Genomic DNA, 18424 nt, shown 5'->3' on the forward strand with positions numbered 1-18424 from the left:
AAAAGAAATATTGGATGTTTCATGAAACCACCTCTGTATATGGAACCTGGAACTTATTGCAAAAATAGATTTTGTATGATGTATTGAGGTGTCCCTGCTTGCAATAAAAAATGTACTTTTTAGGGCACTTATTGGAATGGCTAGCAAGTTGTCGGTGCTGTCTCAATTACAGGTCTCCTGCGATAGATTTATAAAAAATCATGTTATTTAGAGGTTGCATATTCTGGTTGCAGGAAAATGTCAAACCAAATCTGCAATAAAAAGTGTGCGAGAGTAGCCAAGCGGCCAACGGCGATGGACTCAAGATCCATTCTCGTAGGAGTTCGTGGGTTCGAATCCCCCCTCTCGCACCAATCCATATTTTACATGTTTTAACTTCATTTAACAACTACCTCTTTAACCGGCTATATTTTCTCAGTTTTCAAGAATCATTTAGGGCAGAAATGTAAATGTATTTTGTTGCATTTATTTTTGTAGGTTGTTGTTTTTAATTTTAAATAACACTATGTGAGTATTTCATATTTACATTTTCAAAATTTCAGTTCTTCTGTCATGATTAATTCTCCATGACTTTGATACTTATGTAGCCCCTTTATCCACACTGAATCGATCAACCAAAGAGCTTTCAAGATCGTCTGTACCTCTACAGGGTTTAGATAAAAATTTCTTTAAAATAGGATGAATCAATTAAAGTACACGCAAAAAATCTATTTATATGCTGGTATTTCAAAATTCGTTGAAATACATATATATACAAGAAATAACAACCAATTAACTAGCGATATTCGATATATTAGTTGTCACACAACGGAGATAAAGAATGGCTGAAATTACCATTAATTCAAGCATATGTGGATTTGAACATAAAGTTGTTGGGAAAAAGGAAGGAAAAAACATAATTATTGACATCGAAACGGATTGTGCTAAAATAAAAAAGATGTCGCATATGGAAGTACCCATTGATCAGACACTTGATATCAAGGACAATTATGTGATATCAAAGGCCCAGGAATTGAACTGCTCATCCAATTGTCTTGTGCCCTGTGGAATATTACATGTGTGCAGGATGGAAATGGGAATTCTGTCTGAATCCCTGGCAAAGAAATCCGGAAGAGTCAGCATCGATTTCCAATAAATTATCGTATTGTAAATAGATATCTGATATTATATCAAGATCTCCTTGTCTATTAAGTAGATAATATTTGGGGAAAACATGATTCAAACTATACTTATACCTACTGATTTTACGATTGAGAGTGAGAAACTGCTCTCCTGTATTGCAGAATTGAAAAACACAGGCTTGAAGAAAGCTATATTGTTGCATGTTGTGGACATTTTTAAATCCCAGGGACTTGCTCCCATGTTCGAGGAAAATGCAAAGAAAAAAATTGCTGAATACAAGCAACTGCTGGAAGAAATGGGAATCGATACAGTCACACATGTTGTTGAAGGCGATGTTAATAAAACTATAATTAAAGTTGCAGATGAAGAAAACGTAGATTGTATTGTTATGGGTGCAACCACATCGGGAGTTATAAAAGGAAAGCTTACAGGCAGGACTACAAACTATATTTCCCGAAGGTCCGATAAGATTCTGCTCATTGAGAAATACAATAAACTTGAAAACGGTGAAGAAGAATTATATGCGAAGGCATGTTCTGCAAAGTTTTCAAAAGTAATGGTTCCGTTAGACTTCTCGGATAATTCAAGTAAAATACTTGATATGCTCCGGCAAATGACAGATGTCATCCATGAAGTTGTCTTTGTACATATTATAGAAAATGCAAAAAATAAGCCTCAACTTGAACATAAGAAAAAGGGAAGTCTTGATAAACTCTATGAGATCGGTAATGATTTGGAGAAAAAGCTGGTAGTCAATTATGTTGTAAAGGAAGGCAAACCTGCAAAAATACTGGATGAACTTGCAGAAGAAATGGGAATCACCCTGATAATGATAACCACACATGGAACCGAATCATTAAAGGATATTCTTCTGGGAAGTACTGCCGAAAACCTCCTCCGAAATACTGTCAAACCAATATTGCTAATTCCTGCAGATAACAGGTGAAAACAATGGAAGAAGAAAGAGAACTTGATTTTTTCAGCAAGTATTTGTCCATATGGGTAGCCATCTGTATTGTACTGGGTACTGCAATAGGTTCCCTGTTCCCCAAATTTGCAGATACAATTGGTCAATATGAAATTGCAAATGTGTCTATTCCAATTGCAATCGTCCTCTTGATCATGATGTATCCCATCATGTTAAAAATAAGTTTTGAAGAAATACTAAAAGTAAAAGAAAATAAAAAACCTCTTTATCTGACCGTTTTTGTAAACTGGGCAATCAAACCATTTACAATGACCATAATTGCCTGGATATTTATCAGTATATTTTTCTCTGGTCTTATACCGCTTAATCTTCAAGCGGAATATATTGCGGGTTTAATTATACTGGGACTTGCACCCTGTACCGCAATGGTACTGGTATGGACATATTTAGCAAACGGTAATATCAATTACGCTCTTGTACAGGTTTCTGTAAATGACCTGATTATATTGATATTGTTTGCTCCCCTGGGAGCGTTTCTTGTTGGCCAGACCACTGACTTCCCAATACCTGTACTGACCATATTCTATTCTGTACTATTCTATGTAGCGCTCCCTCTCGTCCTCGCAATGTTAACCAGACATTATGTCATTAAAAGCAAAGGCCTAAGCTGGTTTGAAAACAATCTCATCAATAAAATAGAATGGATTACACCCGCGGGACTCCTTATAACCCTGGTCTTGATTTTCACTCTTCAGGGTGAAATGATAATCAAATATCCTTTACATATTGTCCTGATTGCTATACCTATCATAGTGCAAACATATTTTATATTTGCAATCAGCTATTATGCTGCAAAAAGACTGAAAATCCCCTTCTATGAAGCTGCACCTTCTACATTTATTGCACCAAGTAACTTCTTTGAACTGGCAGTAGCCACCACATTAATACTGTTTGGTGCAACTTCAGGAGCAACGCTGGCAACTGTAGTAGGTGTACTGGTAGAAGTACCTGTAATGTTATCACTTGTAAAGATAATGAAAATGAACAGGCACAAATTCCAGTTTGAAGAGGGAATGTGACAGCTGGTCTGAAAATTATAATGCAGCGTAGTCATCTTCCTTTTTTTATAATGCAGGTGATTTTTCTTGGAATCAGGAATAAAATATGAAGACATTGTGCAGGCAACAGTCTCGGCCATACAAAGGGCAGAGACTGAATTGCCTGATGATGTGGTTGCTTGTCTGGAAAACGCTGAGCAGGAGGAGAGCAGTGAGATTGCACGCTCCCATTTGCAGGCAATACTGAAAAATACAGGGATTGCTCGCAGACATTCTGTGCCCATATGTCAGGATACCGGAATTATCATTCTTTTTGTGGAAATCGGCCGCAAACTCTCACCCCTTCCAGATATTGAACAAGCTCTTATTGAGGGGGTGATGAAGGCCACATCTGCTGTACCTCTGCGGCCCAATGCCGTACATCCCCTGACACGTATTAATAGTGGGGATAATACTGGAGATGGGTTACCGGATATAAAATATTATTTAAATAATTCAGAAGAATTGAGGATCACAGCCGTTCCCAAAGGTGCAGGCTCGGAAAATATGAGCATACTGAAAATGCTTAATCCCACAGAAGGTGATTCAATCGACCGTCTTGTCCTTGAAACCGTCAGGAATGCCGGGGGAAAGCCCTGCCCGCCTGTGATCCTGGGTATTGGTGTTGGTGGATCATTTGACAAAGCCGCTCTGCTTGCCAAGTGCGCTTTGCTGGAGCAGGTAAATGACATGGATGAAAAGGAAAATGCTCTGCTGAAAAAAGTCAATTCCCTCGGAGTTGGTCCTATGGGTACAGGTGGCGATACGACGGCTCTGGCGGTACATATCAGGACAGCCCACTGCCACACTGCTTCCCTGCCCGTGGCTATCAACATCCAGTGCTGGGCCAACAGGCATGCCACAGCTGTTATTGGAGGTAATGGCAAATGGAATATCATCTGAAAACCCCTCTTTCCATCGAGGACATATCACCCTTGAGAATTGGTGATATAGTTTACATATCAGGCAAAGTCCTCACAGCCCGTGATGAGGCTCATAAACGTATTCTGGAAACCCCTCTGGAAAATATGCCCTTTGATCTGGACGGGTCTACTATCTATCATTGTGGTCCTCTTATTCAGGAAAAGGAACCTGGAATATGGCAACCTGTGGCAGCCGGCCCGACCACCAGTGCACGCATGTCTGCAATGACTCCTCAACTTCTGAAAAAGCACAATGTGAGAATGTTGATAGGTAAGGGTGGAATGGACAATGTCGCCGATTCAATGAAAGGAAAATGTGTCTATCTTGCCTATACGGGAGGATGCGCTGCACTGGCGGTCAATTCCATAACAAAGGTTTGTGATGTCCACTGGCTTGATCTGGGTATGCCAGAAGCAATATGGGTACTTGAAATGAATGAATTCGGCCCCTTGGTTGTGGGAATAGATACTGGGGGAGAAGACCTTTTCAGGAATATCAGGGAAAAGGTAAACGAAAATCTTGAAAAGGCTCTCAGATAAGGAAGGTGAAAGTGGTCCGTGCTATGATGGTCAGCAATAAGAAGTACTTTAAGCCTGCTGACACCTGTCCTTCCCTCATCTGGCCCGCTACGATTCCTGTAACAAACCCCAGGATCACAGAAGCATGGAATAATATACGGGTGAACTGATCCGGATCAAAAACACCTGAGAATTGACTTCTTGCACCTGCAAGAGCTGTGGCTACATTGGCAGAAACAGTAGTTTTGCCGGTTTTCTCTTTCCCCCGGGCAAATGTATAAATCGAAGCCACTTTATTACCCAATAAATATTATATTTATCGATAATTCAGGGATCTATAAATAATGATATCCCGGTTAAAATACAACTGATAGGACTGATTATAATGGGATTCATGGATAAGTTGGTGCTTTCTATCATATGTCTTGTTGCTTTTTTCGGTATGGCTGGCGGTGCACTAATGGGGCCTGTATTACCATCAATGGTCGAGCCGCTTAATACATCCCGTGAAGCGGTTGGATGGGTGCTTGGTGTATATACGATTTCTACCGCATTGTTCATGGTACTGTTAGGTGTGGTGACAGATAGAATAGGTCGCAAAAAAGTGCTCATACCCTGTCTTTTAATAAATGGAGTAGCTGGTTTGGCGGGTTATTTTGCACCAAACCTTCCAATACTTCTTGTATTCAGATTTATCCAGGGTATCGGTATTGCAGGCATGGTGCCTGTGGTAATGACCATGATAGGCGAACTCTATGATGGACTTGAAAGAGTTCATGCTATGGGCATAATGAGCATGACCACAGCCGTAGGTTCGGTGTCGGCACCATTTATTGGGGGAACCCTTGCAGTTTTCGGGTGGAATTACTCCTTCCTGTTTTATGGGTTGACTATTCCTCTTGCATTTATAGCAATGCTTGTCTTGCCCGAAACCATGAACATGAAGGCCAATCCAGAACAAAGAACAGGTTTTAAAAAAATGTTCATGTCTCTCAAAGATATCAGAGTGGCATATACAGTGTTTTTAAGTTTTGCAGTATTCTTCCTTTTATACACAATTGTAATTTATGTCCCATTTATATTGAAAGATAATTTTGGTTTTACATCACAGGGTGCAGGTCTGGCTCTTGGTGTAGAGGGTGCTTCTGTGGTGATATTTGCATCCCAAGCAAAACGTCTGGCATCAAAATATCCAAAATATACCATACTTGGGATTGGGTTCACCTTACTAGGTATTGCAGTCGTGGGAATGTCTGGTGCTAACTCTATACCACTGGTATTCATGTTATTGCTGGTTTTTGGTGTTGGTTTTGGGATGGTTCAACCGTTGCTAAACGCACTTATCACTCAGGTGGCTCCTGATGATGAAATGGGAAGTGTTGTGTCACTGTTTAATACAATGAAGTATGTCGGCCAAACTGCAGCACCTGCGGTACTTGGTGTAATACTGTTAAATTCCAACCTTGCTGTAGTCTTTATAATCTCAAGTTTGCTGGGTTTTTGTGTTGCTATATCTACCTTCATAATGAGACACAAAATCTATACAACAGACACCTGAATCACTGCACAATCGTGAAAGGTACCGATGTGAAGCAGAGTGCTCCAAGAGCAAAAGTAACAATTCCTACTCCAAGTCTTCCTTTATCAAGGTTTATATTGTCTTCAAGAGGTTCTGGATGTCCAACCATTGAAAAAACGACAATATAAATCCCCCATATCAGCCATATAGAACCATTTTTATTTAGTATATAATTTACATGTATGCCGATACCAAGAAATAAAAACGGCATGGTCGACGATATTTATCTGGATTTGTTACCAAATATTGCTTTTAATATATGCCCATCATCAAGCTGTCCTGCAGGAAGCAGATTCAATCCTTGTTTATTGGATGTAGATCTACAACACTTATTAGTATAATGTCCACCCAGCGTGATATAATATCAATGTACACACATGGTAATTATTATCACAAAAAAACATCCAATGGGTGATATGGACACTTGTAGGGATCTCCATGTGTAAGCGTGGTACAGTTCATTTATTATATATTAAGATTTGTTTTCCTGCAGAAGTTTATATAGCTTTTTCGATATATGATTCCATTAAGATTTGCTTTGAATAAGCATAAATGAAAAGTAGATAACTTGGATAAACAAAATCTTCTTGAAAAGTTAAATAAATTATCGATGTAATATAATATAAAACTCATATAAGGTGTAAGAATGGAACTTAAAGTCCAGCCAATCGATATCAAAGTCGGAAAATACAAAATTATACTTAACTCCATAGATGCTAAAGAACTGGGTGTTTATGAAGGAGACCGGGTTCGTGTAACAGGGCATGTTACAGTTACAGCAATTGTGGATTTTACAGAAGATATGATATCTCCGGGAATGATCGGACTGTATCACGAAGTTAAAGAACAGCTTCAGAGGGAGTGGACTGAAATTGTAGAGATCGAACCTGCAGAGAAACCCAAATCTGCACGATTGATCCGCAAAAACATGGATGGGGAAAAACTTGTTCAGGAAGAGATATATGGCCTTGTCAAAGATATTGTGGAAGAGAACTTGAGTGAAATCGAACTAGCTGCTTTCCTGACATCCACTTATATAAATGACATGACGGATGATGAAACCGAATGGCTTACCCGGGCGATGATAGATACAGGAGAAAAACTTGAATTTGCGAAGGGTCCGATCATGGATAAGCATTCTATCGGAGGAGTGCCGGGTAATAAAATTTCTCTTCTGGTAGTACCTATTGTAGCAGCTAACGGGCTACTTATTCCTAAAACAAGTTCCCGTGCAATTACAGGTGCAGGGGGGACATCCGATCTTATGGAAGTTCTGGCACCCGTTGAATTTTCCGCTTCCCAGGTAAAGGAAATGACAGAAAAGGTTGGAGGTGTTCTGGTATGGGGTGGTGCCACCAACATAGCCCCTGCAGATGACAAACTTATCAAAGTAGAATACCCCCTCTCCATTGATCCACACTGTCAGCTGTTGGCATCAATAATGGCTAAGAAGGGAGCTGTTGGTGCTGATAATGTGGTTATTGACATACCCACCGGCCCCGGTACCAAGATTGCAAACGTGCAGGAAGGTAGAAAACTTGCTCGTGATCTTATCAATCTGGGTGAGCGACTCGGAATGAATGTGGACTGTGCCCTTACCTACGGTGCTTCTCCGATTGGTCGGACTGTGGGACCAGCCCTTGAAGTACGAGAGGCTCTCAAAGTGTTGGAAACAGGTGAAGGACCTAACAGTCTTATCGAAAAAAGTATGGTTCTTGCAGGAATGCTGCTTGAGATGGGTGGAGTGGCTGCCCGTGGCCAGGGTAATGAACTTGCCATGGAAACTCTTAAAAATGGCAAAGCTCTTGCCAAATTCCGGGAAATAATAGAAGTACAGGGCGGCAATCCCGATGTGACTTACAAGGATATTACTGCCGGTGAGCATACAGCTGAGATAACCGCACCTGCAAATGGATATGTACTTGAATTCAAAAATAAGAGAGTGGTGCAGATTGCACGGCTTGCCGGTGCACCCAATGATAAGGGAGCGGGTGTGCTGATCCATAAGAAACAGGGAGAGCCGGTCAAAAAAGGTGAACCCGTTCTTACCATTCATGCAGAAAAGAAAAATAAACTGGAAACAGCTCTGCGGAATGCCCAAAGAGACTCCCCTATAGTGGTTGAAGGTATGCTACTTGAACGAGTACAATCCTTTAAGGAAGTGTAAAGCGGCCATTACGCTTTAATATCCTTTTTCCTATTTTTGCCCATGAAAAGAATTGTAATACTGCGTCTGGGACACAGGCCTCAAAGAGATAAACGTATCACAACCCACGTGGCCCTTACAGCAAGGGCTTTCGGTGCTGAAGGGATACTCCTTGCAAGTAACGATCCCTCTATTACCCGGAGCGTGACCCAGCTGTGCCAACGCTGGGGAGGAGAATTTTATATCCGCAATGATGTAAAATGGAAGACCGAGATTAAAAAATGGAAATCAGAAGGCGGGAAGGTTTGCCATCTTTCAATGTATGGTATCAATCTGCCAGATGCCGTTGCGTCTATGCAGGAATGTGAAAAACTCATGATCGTTGTCGGTGCGGAAAAAGTCCCCTTTGAGGTCTATGAACTGGCTGACTGGAATGTTGCGGTGGGTAACCAGCCTCATTCAGAAGTGGCCGCTGTAGCTGTTACTCTGGACAGGATCGCAGAAGATGAGCCCTTGAAGAATGAATTTAAAGATGCACAACTTCATGTTGTACCAATGGATCACGGGAAGAAAATAATCGAAAATCCCTGATTCAGTCTTCCTTTTTGTCCTTTACCTCGGCACCCCTGTATATCTTATTGCGCTCGTATCCACCAAATCCCCGGTGTTTGCGATCCCTTTTTCTGGATGATTCTGCAAGCATGTTTTCCAGTTCATCATCCGATATTTCATCTGAACCCATATTATCACTTCAGGAAGTGCGTATCAGGGGATTGTGGTCAATAAATTCGGTGTCGATACCCAGGTCATTTTCCAAACGGGTTGCAAGGGCTTGCATTGCAGGATTTTCGGTGGCATAATGGGTTGCATCCACCAGCAGCATATCTGTAAAACTGCGGATCACATCATGTTTGAGTTCGGAGGACACATAGGCATCTACCTCCATTGAATTAGCAATATCAAGAAAAGGTCCTTTAAATCCACTCCCACCGAAGACCATAACTTTGGAAATCATCTCTTTTTCACCGACGTATTGTACATGGGTGTTCAGGGACCTGCACACGTGATTGATGAAAACATCCTTCGAGACAGGATCCATTTCTCCTATACATCCCATGTCCAGTTTCTCAATATTTTTAAGACCCAGCTTTTCAGCAAGAATGTCATTCACTCCTCCTTCTGCGCGGTCATAGTTGGTATGCATTGCATAGAGGGAAATATTGTTATCCAGCGCGATCTTCAGGTGTGTGGCCAGCTTGCAGGATATTGAATTAATCGAATGGAATAATAGGGTATGGTGTGTAATAAGCAGGTCTGCTCCAATATCTGCTGCCCGGTTAAGCGTATATTCAGTAGGATCCAGGGCCACAGCTATCCGATTAACTTCATTTTTCAGGTCAAGCGTTAATCCAATCCTGCCTTCATCAAATTCTTCTGCCAGTTCGGGAGGTGCTATTACTTCCAATTTTCTGACAATTTCTGAAAGGTTCATATTCCTGAAATTAATTTGTCCCAATATTAAACTGTCGGGTTTTAGATCGATAGCTTTTTATTGATATGTATGTATGTACATAACGCATAGGAAATAGCCGATTGTCTCTGTCGGAAAAAACACTGGCCGAATAGATGTTACCTCTCTTAAAAATCGTTACATGCATCATTTATCGGTAGTCTCCAAACCTTTTTATTCTATTCGGAAAGTGTTATATTCTATGCAGCTGGCAAAATGAGGGATGTCCAGGAACTTTTATACACTTAGGATTTGAAAGGCTGGCGTAAATTAAAGGTTGGTTTAGTATGATAGAGAATTTTGAACATTACTTGCAGGAAGACTGTCCTTACGGGGATGAAACCACAGAATTGCTTCAGATAAATGGTGGAGGTACCCTGAACATTCTGTCACGGGATGAGGGAATTGGAGCATGTGCTGATGATCTGGAACAATTCTACAAAAACAAAGGACTGGATGTGACCTACAGGGTTGAGAACGGTGAATATTTCGAAGGAGGGGCTGTAATATTCTCCGCACAAGGAAACCTCAGAATATTGTTCAAACTCTGGCGTGTCTCTCAGACTTTCCTTTCAATAGTATGTGCGATTGCAGCGCGGACTCATAATTTCGTAGAGGCTGCAAGAAAAGAAAATCCCGATATAATGATTGCCACAAGTCGCAAAACCCATCCGGGATTCAGGAAATACGAATTAAAGGCAGTAAAGGTAGCCGGAGGAACTCACCACCGTAATTCCTTGAGTGATTCCATTCTTGTGACACAGAACCATCTGGATGTGGCAGATTCTTTTGAGAATCTCAAGGCAGTGAAAAAAATAGAAATAGAACCACGTGATAATGACGAAGCACTCAAATACGCTGAAATTGCCGATGTCCTGTTACTTGATCATTATTCTCCCGAAGAAATGGCTGTGCTTGTTACCAAACTTAAAACAATAAATCCCGGCCTTGAGATTGCTGTGGGTGGTATTAAATCGGATGAGATTCCGCAATATGCTCCTTATGTGGATATTATTGTCTCCACTGCACCTTATTATGCTCAACCTCTTGATCTGACCACCAGAATTGAAAGAATTTGAGGTGTTCCAATGGGTGATATACTAACCGGATTGATTGACAGGCTTGCTAAAGAAAATGCTGATACTTTTCCTGAAAGCATTGTAGATGAAATATCTCTGGGAGTGGTTTACAGTGGTGCCAGAATTGGTATCCACGGCGGTGTTGCTGCAACTCAGATTCCTCAATCAGCCCATTGTGAAATCCTTTCATCCGCAGGTAAAATTCATAATAACCCTTTGCCCCGGGTTCTTGAGATGGGTAAATCATCCAATTCCCTAAAACGAACAGTTGCGACCAGTGCACTCAATGCTTTCATCAAAAAAACCGGGGAAGAGATTTCTTCTTACGAATCGTCAGATACCAGTGTATTGGATATTATTAAAAATAATGACAGGGTAGCAATGGTGGGCCATTTTGCCCCCATGATTCCCGGTATACTAAAAAAAGCCTCAACCCTTTATGTGGCGGAAAAAAGGCCAATAAAAGATGAAAGGATAACCATTGTACCCGAGGAAGAGCTGAAAGAAACAATAGCATCATCAGATGTTGCTATAATCACAGGTACCACTCTTTTGAACAACTCCCTTGGTCCTTTGATGGAATCAGTAAGCCAGGCATCTAACGCGATTCTGCTTGGACCTACTACTCCCCTGTATCCAGAACCTTTCTTTGAGGAAGGCTTTACTGCTGTAATGGGTACAAGAATTGATGATGCACCAACAATGTTAAGAATAGTTAGCCAGGCTGGCGGGACAAAGCAGCTTCACAGAAATTGTGGTACAAAGATATCTTTTGTTCAGTAAATATTATCCTTAGATCAATCGCTCAGGATTGGAATAAATATAGAGATTTGGCCTGCGTGCAAATCCCACAAGCGTCATATTATTTTGTCTTGCGAGCCTGATTCCCTTATCCATTGGTGCAGCTTTACTTACCATGAGGGGAATTCTGGCATTGACGCCTTTTCCTACCATTGTAACGGACAATCTGCCAGAAGTTGCCATTATGCAATCATTAAGTTTGACACCTTCAAATGCAGCTTTGCCGATTGCTTTATCAACTGCTGATGCCCGGCTGACGTCCTCACAAAATGTGAGTATTTCTCCTTTAGATGTTGCGATTACAGTCGAATGGGCACCACCGGTACGCCTCCAGATTTTGCCCTTTTCAAAAATGTGGTCGATAAGATCGAACAGGGTACTGCTTTTGACCTTCATTTCAGGGTTAGGAGTGGTCTTATCTAAGGATGATGGTTTTGTTTTGCAGAACAACTTATTTTTATCTATAACAATTGAAATGATCTGGTCAATATTTTCAATATGTCCTTCACATATGAGGTGACCTGCAGCCATTTCCTTAAGTTGTCGGGGACTTGCCAAAAAAGAAGATATGAAGTTGCCATTCAGGAAAATTTCAAAATTTTCCTCAATAACAACATCCACACTGATTTCTTTTGGAGAAGCATCTCCTTTCACTTCGATACACTGGATGGGAATATAAGGAGCGGTACTATCCCGCTCCTCCTCTTTCCACGTAATCTCAGTATCCGGTTTATTATCGAAGTGCCAATCTTTTTCATTCATACTTAGCTCTTCATTTCCTTAACCTTGGCAAAAAGCTGTTTGAGGGTATCCTCATTGCTTTTCGTAAAGTCAAAGGGAGAGGAAGTAAAGGGTTTGAAATAGACAGACACGTTGTCCAGCCTGTAGAATGTACCGTCACATTCCATGGCATCAATTACACCGGGCAGTATTACATCCGCTGCAGTTGGTGTTGGACCTGGAGCAATGTCTATGCATACCATTGGAATTTCTGCAAGATAGGATGCACAGTCTGCCGGAGTATGTGCTATAAGGTCGGCACCTACAACCATTGCCGCATCCGTGTCCTTTTCCCTGAGAATATCCACACATGTGGTCTCACCAGGATTGTATCTGGGGTAGCCGCGTGTGAAATCAAGACCGAAGGGATAACCGTAGAGATAGGATGCAACCATGTTGAATCCTGCAACATTGCAGTGACCACGAAGGGCACCGATACTGGCTTTAGTACCGTGGTTGTTGTTCAGTTCTTTGACCACGTTAAGCGCCATTTCGATGTTGCGGTGTTTTCCATATGATGAACTTACACCCAGACCAACGGAGAAACTGGCAAAGTTGGCATCGAGAATCATGTCCGCCATTTCTTCCATGACAGCAATCGGAACACCGGTTACTTTTTCAACGGAATGGTGAGGCTCTTTGCCGTTAAGGATTGTCAAAAGAGCATTGAACAGTTCATAGTCACTGTTGGGATTGAGCTGGACATGAAGGTCTGAAGCATCGGCTGTAGGGGTTCTTCTTGGATCTACAGTAATAACTTTCCTGTCGAAACGTCCTCTCTTGGTCCAGTAACCTCTGGGGAAAATACCATACTTGGACATATGCCTGGGCATGGATTCCAGTGGGTTGGTACCCCAGTAGATGCTTACGTCACTGCGGTTCTTTTTTGTACCCGCAGTTGCTGCGGCACATCCTGCTTCCTGGATACCCATTACAGTTGGGCCGTGACAGATTGTCGCATTGGAGTCTACTGTTCCACCAAGATATTCGCCTATATGCAGACCAACTTCCTGGGCTTCGCAGGAGGTTTCACTTCCTATAAAGAGCATGGGTTTTCTAGATGCTGCGAGAATTTCTGCGGCCTTTGTCAGGGCTTCTTCCCAGCTGACTTCCACGAATTCCCCATCTTTTTTTACCATGGGTTTTTTGATACGGTGGTCGCTTACGACCTCCTGGAACTTTGCATTGCCCATCTTACATGCGTTCTTGACAGTGATGCTGTTATCTTTCAGTTCAACCTGTACATCATCACAAGAAGCACCACAGACGGGACAGAATATGTTCTTGAACATTTCACTTACCTCCTGCATATACTTTCAATACAATATCCTCGGCTGTAAGAACCTCCTCGTCAGTGGGTTCTATATCTACAGGACTTCCCTTGTAGATCGGTGATCCTGTGGAGAAGGTGTGTGGGTCGATTACCACATTGGACCAGATAGCACGGGGCATGAATATGTTACCGCACATTACCCTGTCAGTGCATCTTGTGTATACAGCTACGGTATGTTTACCATCCATGCTGGTTACTTTAACCTTTTCAGGACATCCCAGTTCTTCAAAATCTAAGGGGGAGATCCAGCACAGGGCACATTCCTTCATGTAACCTTCAGAATATTTTTCGCCACCCTTGGCAAATTGTCCTTCGTAAATTGTACTTCCGGTATTTAGTAATGCTTTCATAATATCACCTCAGAGTTCCAGGTTTGCTTCCTTGCCAGCATACAGGATCCCTTTTGGTTTTTTGGATATGGCAAAGTCACCTGTGAATCTTTTGAATACTCCGCCACATTCGATGTCTTCGAAACAGAGATCATATTGCTCGTCTTCATACTGCATACCGGGAGTGAAATTGGTAATATGGCCTTCGACCACAATTGTCCCACCGCTCATTTCGGCACCAATTGCACGTATAGCATTTCCTCTGATGACAATAAGACCACCGGACTGGCGTATACCACAGAAATTTTCGGCATTACCGTTAACGATGATCTCGCCACCAGTTAATCCTCCGCCGATCTGGCTCTGGGCATTTCCGTCAACAACGATACGACCACCGGTCATTCCTTTCCAGCTGCCGCGGTAGGCACATCCCAGATGATCTACGGTATTACCCTTTATATGGAGTAAACCGCCTTTCATCTCGGTTCCTGCCCAGGAATCCGCATTGCCTTCCACGATAATTTCACCGCCTTTCATTTCGGCACCGACTTTCATACCAGTAGTTCCCTGGATGGTGATTTTGCCGGCGGTCATTTCCGCACCGATCATCTTCACACGGACTACATCGCCTTTTATAACAATAGAAGTCTCTTCAGCAGAACTTCCGCCCTTACCTTCCACATCAAAGAAGTTCTTCAGGGGTAGCTGGTCCGGTCCCTGCCAGACTATCAACTGCTCAATTTCTTCTTTGCTTTTGCCCGCAAACTCATCGGGTTTGATTACATCGGCTTCGATCTTAATATCAATTTCAGTGTTTGGTGTAAGTACTACCTCTGTCATGACATCACTTCTCCATGTTTACATTGATGGGGGTTGGATTGACGAGGTATTTCTCAGGTGTCGGATAGTTCTCGAAACCAAGGGTGTAATACCTGAACCAATCCTTCACGTCCTCAAGCATCTTCTTTTCCTCATTTGCATCGACCTTTATGTCACTGTAGTAGGTCCTTCTTTCAGGAATCGACATTATCTCACCGTTATGGGCTGCAATTTCTCCACCCTTGATGGTATAATCGGCATACCTGAATTTGGTGATCAGATCGTTGTAGTCGGCTGTAACGTCCAGTTTAGTTGGATCGATATCATAAATCGTTACATCACCATCTGCCCCAACAGCAAGACTACCTTTCCTGTGTGCCATACCATTGGTCTTTGCAGGAGTGGCACGTGTAATGGTTGCAATGTCATAGAGAGACAGTTCACGGCTGACACCACCGAGTGTACTTCTGTCATTTGCCCACTTGTGGACTTCGCTGAATGTCTCATTCCTGTAAGCTTCTGACATCAACCAGGTCATGACATTCGGATATTTGGTGAATGGTCCACCGTTAGGATTATCGGTTGTCATGATGGTCTTCCATGGATCATCGATCAGAAGCAGAGATTCCAGTCCCATTGCCCACTGGACACTGTGTACGGGGTTGCTCTTAAGATATGTGAACGGGCATACACCGGAACCACATTCAAGTTCCACATCACAGTTGGACCATTTACCGCCTGTAAGTACAGCAACATCATGGATGGACGGACCGTCACCGGTCATACATGTGGCTTCACCAAAAGGTACGCTACCACTGTCAATTACCACATGGTCCTGACTGTTGACATAATCTGTAATGTCCTTTACACCAGATTCAAAGTCTCTCCAGGATGTTCCGCCAAAGGCATTGAATTGCAAGTGGGTCAGGTAGATGGATTTATCCTTTGTAGGATCAATCTTGGTTTCCGCCCATTCGACTCCCATATCCTGATTGGGTTTGACTTTTGATGGAATGGTAAGGGATTCCTTAGTAGTTTCATAGCATCCCGGGTGACCCAGGTTGTTGGCGTGCAGGTGTACCGGCATAGGAATACCGAGCATTTCATTGATTTCGGTAAGTCCTTCAATGATTTCCCTTGGTGTAATCTCAAAATGGATGTTGGCCTCATCCAGGGATTCGACATTCTTGCCCCATCCCCAGTTCTCCACACCGGCAGGATTGACACATTTTATACCATAGGTCTTATGTGTCCTCATCATCCAGGCCACATATGCAGCGGCCTTCTCGAGATCGCCTTCCTTGAGGTAACGCATCATGAACCAGTTGTTACCAAGAACAAGGTATCCTCCCATGTCAAGCATTGGGATGGAATGCATCTCTTCATGGGTGTGACGTGCTTCCATAGGCGGGACTGCAGCTTCAAAAGCTGTTGTATATCCCATCTGGGCATACTCATATCCTTCAAGATATACAGAAGGTACGGTTTCCCCGGTTCCGCCATGGGTTATTGAGGTCTTTGGACGATTCCACTTATAACTGTCCTCTGGCCGCATCAGACGGCCGGAGTTTACTTTGGCACCCGCAATATGGGTGTGTGAATCCACACCGCCTGGCATTACAGTTTTACCAGTGGCATCAACGACCTTTGCGTTTTTCATTTCCGCATCAGATAATTCAGGGACGACTTTTCCGTCCTTGATATAGATGTCCATGATGTCCCCATTTATCTCATTGAGGGGATCAAAAACATGTCCATTTTTTATTGCAATAGTAGCTGCCATATTATTCCACCTCTCTCTTCTCCAGCCATATAGCGTTTGTCGGGCAGATCATGGCACATGCGCCACAGGAGCCACAAACGTCCTGATCAACTACATTAACTGCTCCGTTTTCGACTTCCAGCAATGCTTTTTCATCCATGTTATTGAGGTGCCCCGCAGCAAGTTCTTTGTTTGCATAGGCATTCACAGGACAGACAATTACACAGTTTCCGCAGCCAAGACAATCATATTCGTCGATGACAAGTTTGGAAGTAAGTGTTGGCTCGGGGGAAGGTTTGTCGAGGAGTTTTTTCTCGAATACTTTCTTCTTTTCCATTTCAGCTGTAATTGCAGTTTTCCTGACATCAATTGCCTGTACTGGACAGGAAACTGCGCATGCTCCACAGTAGATACATGCATCCGGCCTCTGGGCCACTTTGTCAACACGTTCCCCGGCTTCCCACTCCGGATTGAATAATGCATTGCATGGGCATACATCCACACAGGTACGGCACGCCTGGCAGACATCCTCGTCCCTGAACCAGGTTCCTTCAAATGGTTTCTCCACTTCTATGGCATCAACCGGACAAACGGATTCACACCATCCACAATGTACACAGCATTCCTGATTGATTGTTGTTGTACCATCTATTTTTGCTTCATTATCGTTGGAGAGCCACTGATTCACTTCAATGCAACCCTGTGGACATACCTGTTCACAAAGTCCGCAGTGTACACAATCATCATTGACAGTGGTTGGTTTAATAGCATTTATGAGGAAGGTTTTTTCCTCTACTGGCTTTCCCTCTTCTCTCATTTCAAGAGCACCTGTAGGACAGACTTTGGAACACATTCCACATGTTATACATGTGTTCGGTCTGGTCTCCAGGAACTCTTTGTCGATGAGTCCTCTGGCAACCGGTCCAACTGAACCGATGACCAGTGTCTCTTTTGGACACACCATGACACAAGTTCCACAGCCGATACACTTCTCAGGAATGTATATCACCTGTTTGTTGTCCTTTGTCGATATCACTGTTTCATTCATATTGTAGTCTCCGTTTGGCTATCATTACATGCATCACAAAGAACTTCATTGTTTCTTTGAATAAAACTTTCATTACATTTCTGGCATAATTTTATTGTCTTTTTCTTTTTTACCGGCACATCTATATCTACCATTTCACAGGAATAGACATTCTCACCGGCTTCAAGAAGCACAGGAACAACTTCTTCGTGGCGAAGTTTCTTTGTGTTCATATACCAGGCATGCAATTTAGGGTAATCTTTAGTCTTCTCCGGGTCGAGATATATTCTTACTCCTTTAACAGAAGCAATTCCCGATGGAGCTTGTTTGTTCACGATCACAGCCATTTTTCCTGTATCGTGAACTCTCAAACGTTTATTGCCTGTAGTGGCACTTTCAAGTATCTGAAAAGGGTCCGGTATACAATTATACGTTTCACTTTGAACGTATATCCTTTCTCCTTCCTTTACATCAAGTACCCTTTTTGCAATATTTAGCATGTGGATTCCTATTAAAGCACCACTGCTCAAAAAACCGTGGAATGGGACGACCTTTTCAACCTGTGAAAATAGTTCTGGATATTCCACTTTTATCTTCTCTAGGATCTCATCCATAGTTTCCATATAAAAACCTCTAATAAAGAAGGCCGGTGAGATGCTTATAAGCGTCC

The 18424-nt window shown here is 42.5% G+C and carries 21 protein-coding genes and 1 tRNA gene; 11 read left to right on the forward strand and 11 right to left on the reverse strand.

Annotation, left to right across the window (positions count from 1 at the left end):
- Positions 1 to 267: 267 nt before the first annotated feature.
- From A9957_RS06910 to A9957_RS06935, 6 genes are all read left to right on the forward strand, one after another.
- Positions 268 to 353: transfer RNA gene (locus tag A9957_RS06910), tRNA-Leu, on the forward strand.
- 467 nt (positions 354 to 820) lie between these two features.
- Entirely contained in the window at positions 821 to 1135 is a 315-nt protein-coding gene (locus A9957_RS06915; RefSeq protein WP_096711726.1) for a DUF6951 family protein, read from the forward strand.
- A 78-nt stretch (positions 1136 to 1213) separates the two neighbouring features.
- Positions 1214 to 2068 (forward strand): universal stress protein, encoded by an 855-nt coding sequence (locus tag A9957_RS06920; protein WP_096711725.1) that lies wholly within the window; start codon positions 1214 to 1216, stop codon positions 2066 to 2068.
- Between the two features lie 5 nt (positions 2069 to 2073).
- The gene (gene arsB / locus A9957_RS06925; RefSeq protein ID WP_128754211.1) at positions 2074 to 3129 is read left to right on the forward strand and encodes an ACR3 family arsenite efflux transporter; all 1056 of its coding nucleotides are present in this window, start codon (positions 2074 to 2076) and stop codon (positions 3127 to 3129) included.
- 66 nt (positions 3130 to 3195) lie between these two features.
- On the forward strand, positions 3196 to 4050 hold the full coding sequence (locus tag A9957_RS06930; RefSeq protein WP_292343644.1) for a fumarate hydratase: 855 nt from the start codon (positions 3196 to 3198) through the stop codon (positions 4048 to 4050).
- Positions 4035 to 4610: a FumA C-terminus/TtdB family hydratase beta subunit gene (locus A9957_RS06935; RefSeq protein WP_096711722.1), complete on the forward strand. Its 576-nt coding sequence runs from the start codon at positions 4035 to 4037 to the stop codon at positions 4608 to 4610. The genes A9957_RS06930 and A9957_RS06935 overlap by 16 nt, the downstream gene beginning before the upstream one ends.
- Here the strand turns inward: A9957_RS06935 and A9957_RS06940 are convergent.
- Positions 4603 to 4881 (reverse strand): hypothetical protein, encoded by a 279-nt coding sequence (locus A9957_RS06940; protein ID WP_292343645.1) that lies wholly within the window; start codon positions 4879 to 4881, stop codon positions 4603 to 4605. The two genes, A9957_RS06935 and A9957_RS06940, sit on opposite strands and share 8 nt — an antisense overlap.
- A gap of 102 nt (positions 4882 to 4983) precedes the next feature.
- Between A9957_RS06940 and A9957_RS06945 the strand changes: the two genes are divergently transcribed.
- The gene (locus tag A9957_RS06945; protein WP_292343646.1) at positions 4984 to 6147 is read left to right on the forward strand and encodes an MFS transporter; all 1164 of its coding nucleotides are present in this window, start codon (positions 4984 to 4986) and stop codon (positions 6145 to 6147) included.
- 1 nt (position 6148) lies between these two features.
- Here A9957_RS06945 and A9957_RS06950 read toward each other — a convergent pair whose 3' ends face one another.
- A complete protein-coding gene (locus A9957_RS06950) occupies positions 6149 to 6277 on the reverse strand; it encodes a hypothetical protein (RefSeq protein WP_258082526.1) in 129 nt (42 codons plus the stop codon).
- A 537-nt stretch (positions 6278 to 6814) separates the two neighbouring features.
- Between A9957_RS06950 and A9957_RS06955 the strand changes: the two genes are divergently transcribed.
- Positions 6815 to 8335, forward strand: a complete 1521-nt coding sequence (locus A9957_RS06955) for an AMP phosphorylase (RefSeq protein ID WP_096711719.1) — start codon at positions 6815 to 6817, stop codon at positions 8333 to 8335.
- A gap of 42 nt (positions 8336 to 8377) precedes the next feature.
- Positions 8378 to 8905, forward strand: a complete 528-nt coding sequence (locus A9957_RS06960; protein ID WP_096711917.1) for a tRNA (cytidine(56)-2'-O)-methyltransferase — start codon at positions 8378 to 8380, stop codon at positions 8903 to 8905.
- A 1-nt stretch (position 8906) separates the two neighbouring features.
- Here the strand turns inward: A9957_RS06960 and A9957_RS06965 are convergent, their stop codons facing one another.
- Together A9957_RS06965 and A9957_RS06970 are read right to left on the reverse strand one after the other, a co-directional pair.
- A complete protein-coding gene (locus tag A9957_RS06965; RefSeq protein WP_164909016.1) occupies positions 8907 to 9056 on the reverse strand; it encodes a hypothetical protein in 150 nt (49 codons plus the stop codon).
- Between the two features lie 9 nt (positions 9057 to 9065).
- A complete protein-coding gene (locus A9957_RS06970; RefSeq protein ID WP_292343648.1) occupies positions 9066 to 9806 on the reverse strand; it encodes a Nif3-like dinuclear metal center hexameric protein in 741 nt (246 codons plus the stop codon).
- Between the two features lie 305 nt (positions 9807 to 10111).
- On the opposite strand from A9957_RS06970, the gene A9957_RS06975 reads away from it, so the two are divergent.
- Together A9957_RS06975 and A9957_RS06980 are read left to right on the forward strand one after the other, a co-directional pair.
- Complete coding sequence (locus A9957_RS06975) at positions 10112 to 10903, forward strand: nicotinate-nucleotide pyrophosphorylase (protein ID WP_096711717.1); 792 nt, start codon at positions 10112 to 10114, stop codon at positions 10901 to 10903.
- Between the two features lie 9 nt (positions 10904 to 10912).
- Positions 10913 to 11686, forward strand: a complete 774-nt coding sequence (locus tag A9957_RS06980) for a DUF364 domain-containing protein (protein WP_096711716.1) — start codon at positions 10913 to 10915, stop codon at positions 11684 to 11686.
- Positions 11687 to 11695: 9 nt separating this feature from the next.
- Here A9957_RS06980 and A9957_RS06985 read toward each other — a convergent pair whose 3' ends face one another.
- Genes A9957_RS06985 through A9957_RS07015 form a run of 7 tightly spaced genes read right to left on the reverse strand, consistent with a single transcriptional unit; the run spans position 11696 to position 18377 of the window.
- Positions 11696 to 12466, reverse strand: a complete 771-nt coding sequence (locus tag A9957_RS06985) for a formate dehydrogenase accessory sulfurtransferase FdhD (protein ID WP_292343649.1) — start codon at positions 12464 to 12466, stop codon at positions 11696 to 11698.
- 2 nt (positions 12467 to 12468) lie between these two features.
- Positions 12469 to 13776, reverse strand: a complete 1308-nt coding sequence (locus A9957_RS06990; RefSeq protein WP_292343651.1) for a formylmethanofuran dehydrogenase subunit B — start codon at positions 13774 to 13776, stop codon at positions 12469 to 12471.
- A 1-nt stretch (position 13777) separates the two neighbouring features.
- Positions 13778 to 14167 carry a molybdopterin dinucleotide binding domain-containing protein gene (locus A9957_RS06995; protein WP_096711714.1) on the reverse strand — a complete coding sequence of 130 codons (390 nt, stop codon included), beginning with the start codon at positions 14165 to 14167 and terminating at the stop codon, positions 13778 to 13780.
- A gap of 9 nt (positions 14168 to 14176) precedes the next feature.
- Entirely contained in the window at positions 14177 to 14986 is an 810-nt protein-coding gene (locus A9957_RS07000) for a formylmethanofuran dehydrogenase subunit C (RefSeq protein ID WP_292343653.1), read from the reverse strand.
- A 4-nt stretch (positions 14987 to 14990) separates the two neighbouring features.
- A complete protein-coding gene (locus A9957_RS07005) occupies positions 14991 to 16748 on the reverse strand; it encodes a formylmethanofuran dehydrogenase subunit A (protein WP_292343655.1) in 1758 nt (585 codons plus the stop codon).
- A 1-nt stretch (position 16749) separates the two neighbouring features.
- Positions 16750 to 17775 carry a 4Fe-4S binding protein gene (locus A9957_RS07010; RefSeq protein WP_292343657.1) on the reverse strand — a complete coding sequence of 342 codons (1026 nt, stop codon included), beginning with the start codon at positions 17773 to 17775 and terminating at the stop codon, positions 16750 to 16752.
- Positions 17772 to 18377, reverse strand: coding sequence for an FmdE family protein (locus A9957_RS07015; protein ID WP_292343658.1), 606 nt, complete (start codon positions 18375 to 18377; stop codon positions 17772 to 17774). The genes A9957_RS07010 and A9957_RS07015 overlap by 4 nt, the downstream gene beginning before the upstream one ends.
- Positions 18378 to 18424: the final 47 nt, after the last annotated feature.

The sequence above is a fragment of the Methanohalophilus sp. DAL1 genome (assembly GCF_001683555.1).
Classification (GTDB): Archaea; Halobacteriota; Methanosarcinia; order Methanosarcinales; family Methanosarcinaceae; genus Methanohalophilus; species Methanohalophilus euhalobius.

Coding starts and splice junctions, on each gene's coding strand:
- A9957_RS06915 (WP_096711726.1), top strand. CDS start 821: ATGGCTGAAATTACCATTAATTCAAGCATATGTGGATTTGAACATAAA.
- A9957_RS06920 (WP_096711725.1), top strand. CDS start 1,214: ATGATTCAAACTATACTTATACCTACTGATTTTACGATTGAGAGTGAG.
- arsB (WP_128754211.1), top strand. CDS start 2,074: ATGGAAGAAGAAAGAGAACTTGATTTTTTCAGCAAGTATTTGTCCATA.
- A9957_RS06935 (WP_096711722.1), top strand. CDS start 4,035: ATGGAATATCATCTGAAAACCCCTCTTTCCATCGAGGACATATCACCC.
- A9957_RS06945 (WP_292343646.1), top strand. CDS start 4,984: ATGGATAAGTTGGTGCTTTCTATCATATGTCTTGTTGCTTTTTTCGGT.
- A9957_RS06950 (WP_258082526.1), bottom strand. CDS start 6,277: ATGGTTGGACATCCAGAACCTCTTGAAGACAATATAAACCTTGATAAA.
- A9957_RS06955 (WP_096711719.1), top strand. CDS start 6,815: ATGGAACTTAAAGTCCAGCCAATCGATATCAAAGTCGGAAAATACAAA.
- A9957_RS06960 (WP_096711917.1), top strand. CDS start 8,378: ATGAAAAGAATTGTAATACTGCGTCTGGGACACAGGCCTCAAAGAGAT.
- A9957_RS06965 (WP_164909016.1), bottom strand. CDS start 9,056: ATGGGTTCAGATGAAATATCGGATGATGAACTGGAAAACATGCTTGCA.
- A9957_RS06970 (WP_292343648.1), bottom strand. CDS start 9,806: ATGAACCTTTCAGAAATTGTCAGAAAATTGGAAGTAATAGCACCTCCC.
- A9957_RS06975 (WP_096711717.1), top strand. CDS start 10,112: ATGATAGAGAATTTTGAACATTACTTGCAGGAAGACTGTCCTTACGGG.
- A9957_RS06980 (WP_096711716.1), top strand. CDS start 10,913: ATGGGTGATATACTAACCGGATTGATTGACAGGCTTGCTAAAGAAAAT.
- A9957_RS06985 (WP_292343649.1), bottom strand. CDS start 12,466: ATGAATGAAAAAGATTGGCACTTCGATAATAAACCGGATACTGAGATT.
- A9957_RS06990 (WP_292343651.1), bottom strand. CDS start 13,776: ATGTTCAAGAACATATTCTGTCCCGTCTGTGGTGCTTCTTGTGATGAT.
- A9957_RS06995 (WP_096711714.1), bottom strand. CDS start 14,167: ATGAAAGCATTACTAAATACCGGAAGTACAATTTACGAAGGACAATTT.
- A9957_RS07000 (WP_292343653.1), bottom strand. CDS start 14,986: ATGACAGAGGTAGTACTTACACCAAACACTGAAATTGATATTAAGATC.
- A9957_RS07005 (WP_292343655.1), bottom strand. CDS start 16,748: ATGGCAGCTACTATTGCAATAAAAAATGGACATGTTTTTGATCCCCTC.
- A9957_RS07010 (WP_292343657.1), bottom strand. CDS start 17,775: ATGAATGAAACAGTGATATCGACAAAGGACAACAAACAGGTGATATAC.
- A9957_RS07015 (WP_292343658.1), bottom strand. CDS start 18,377: ATGGAAACTATGGATGAGATCCTAGAGAAGATAAAAGTGGAATATCCA.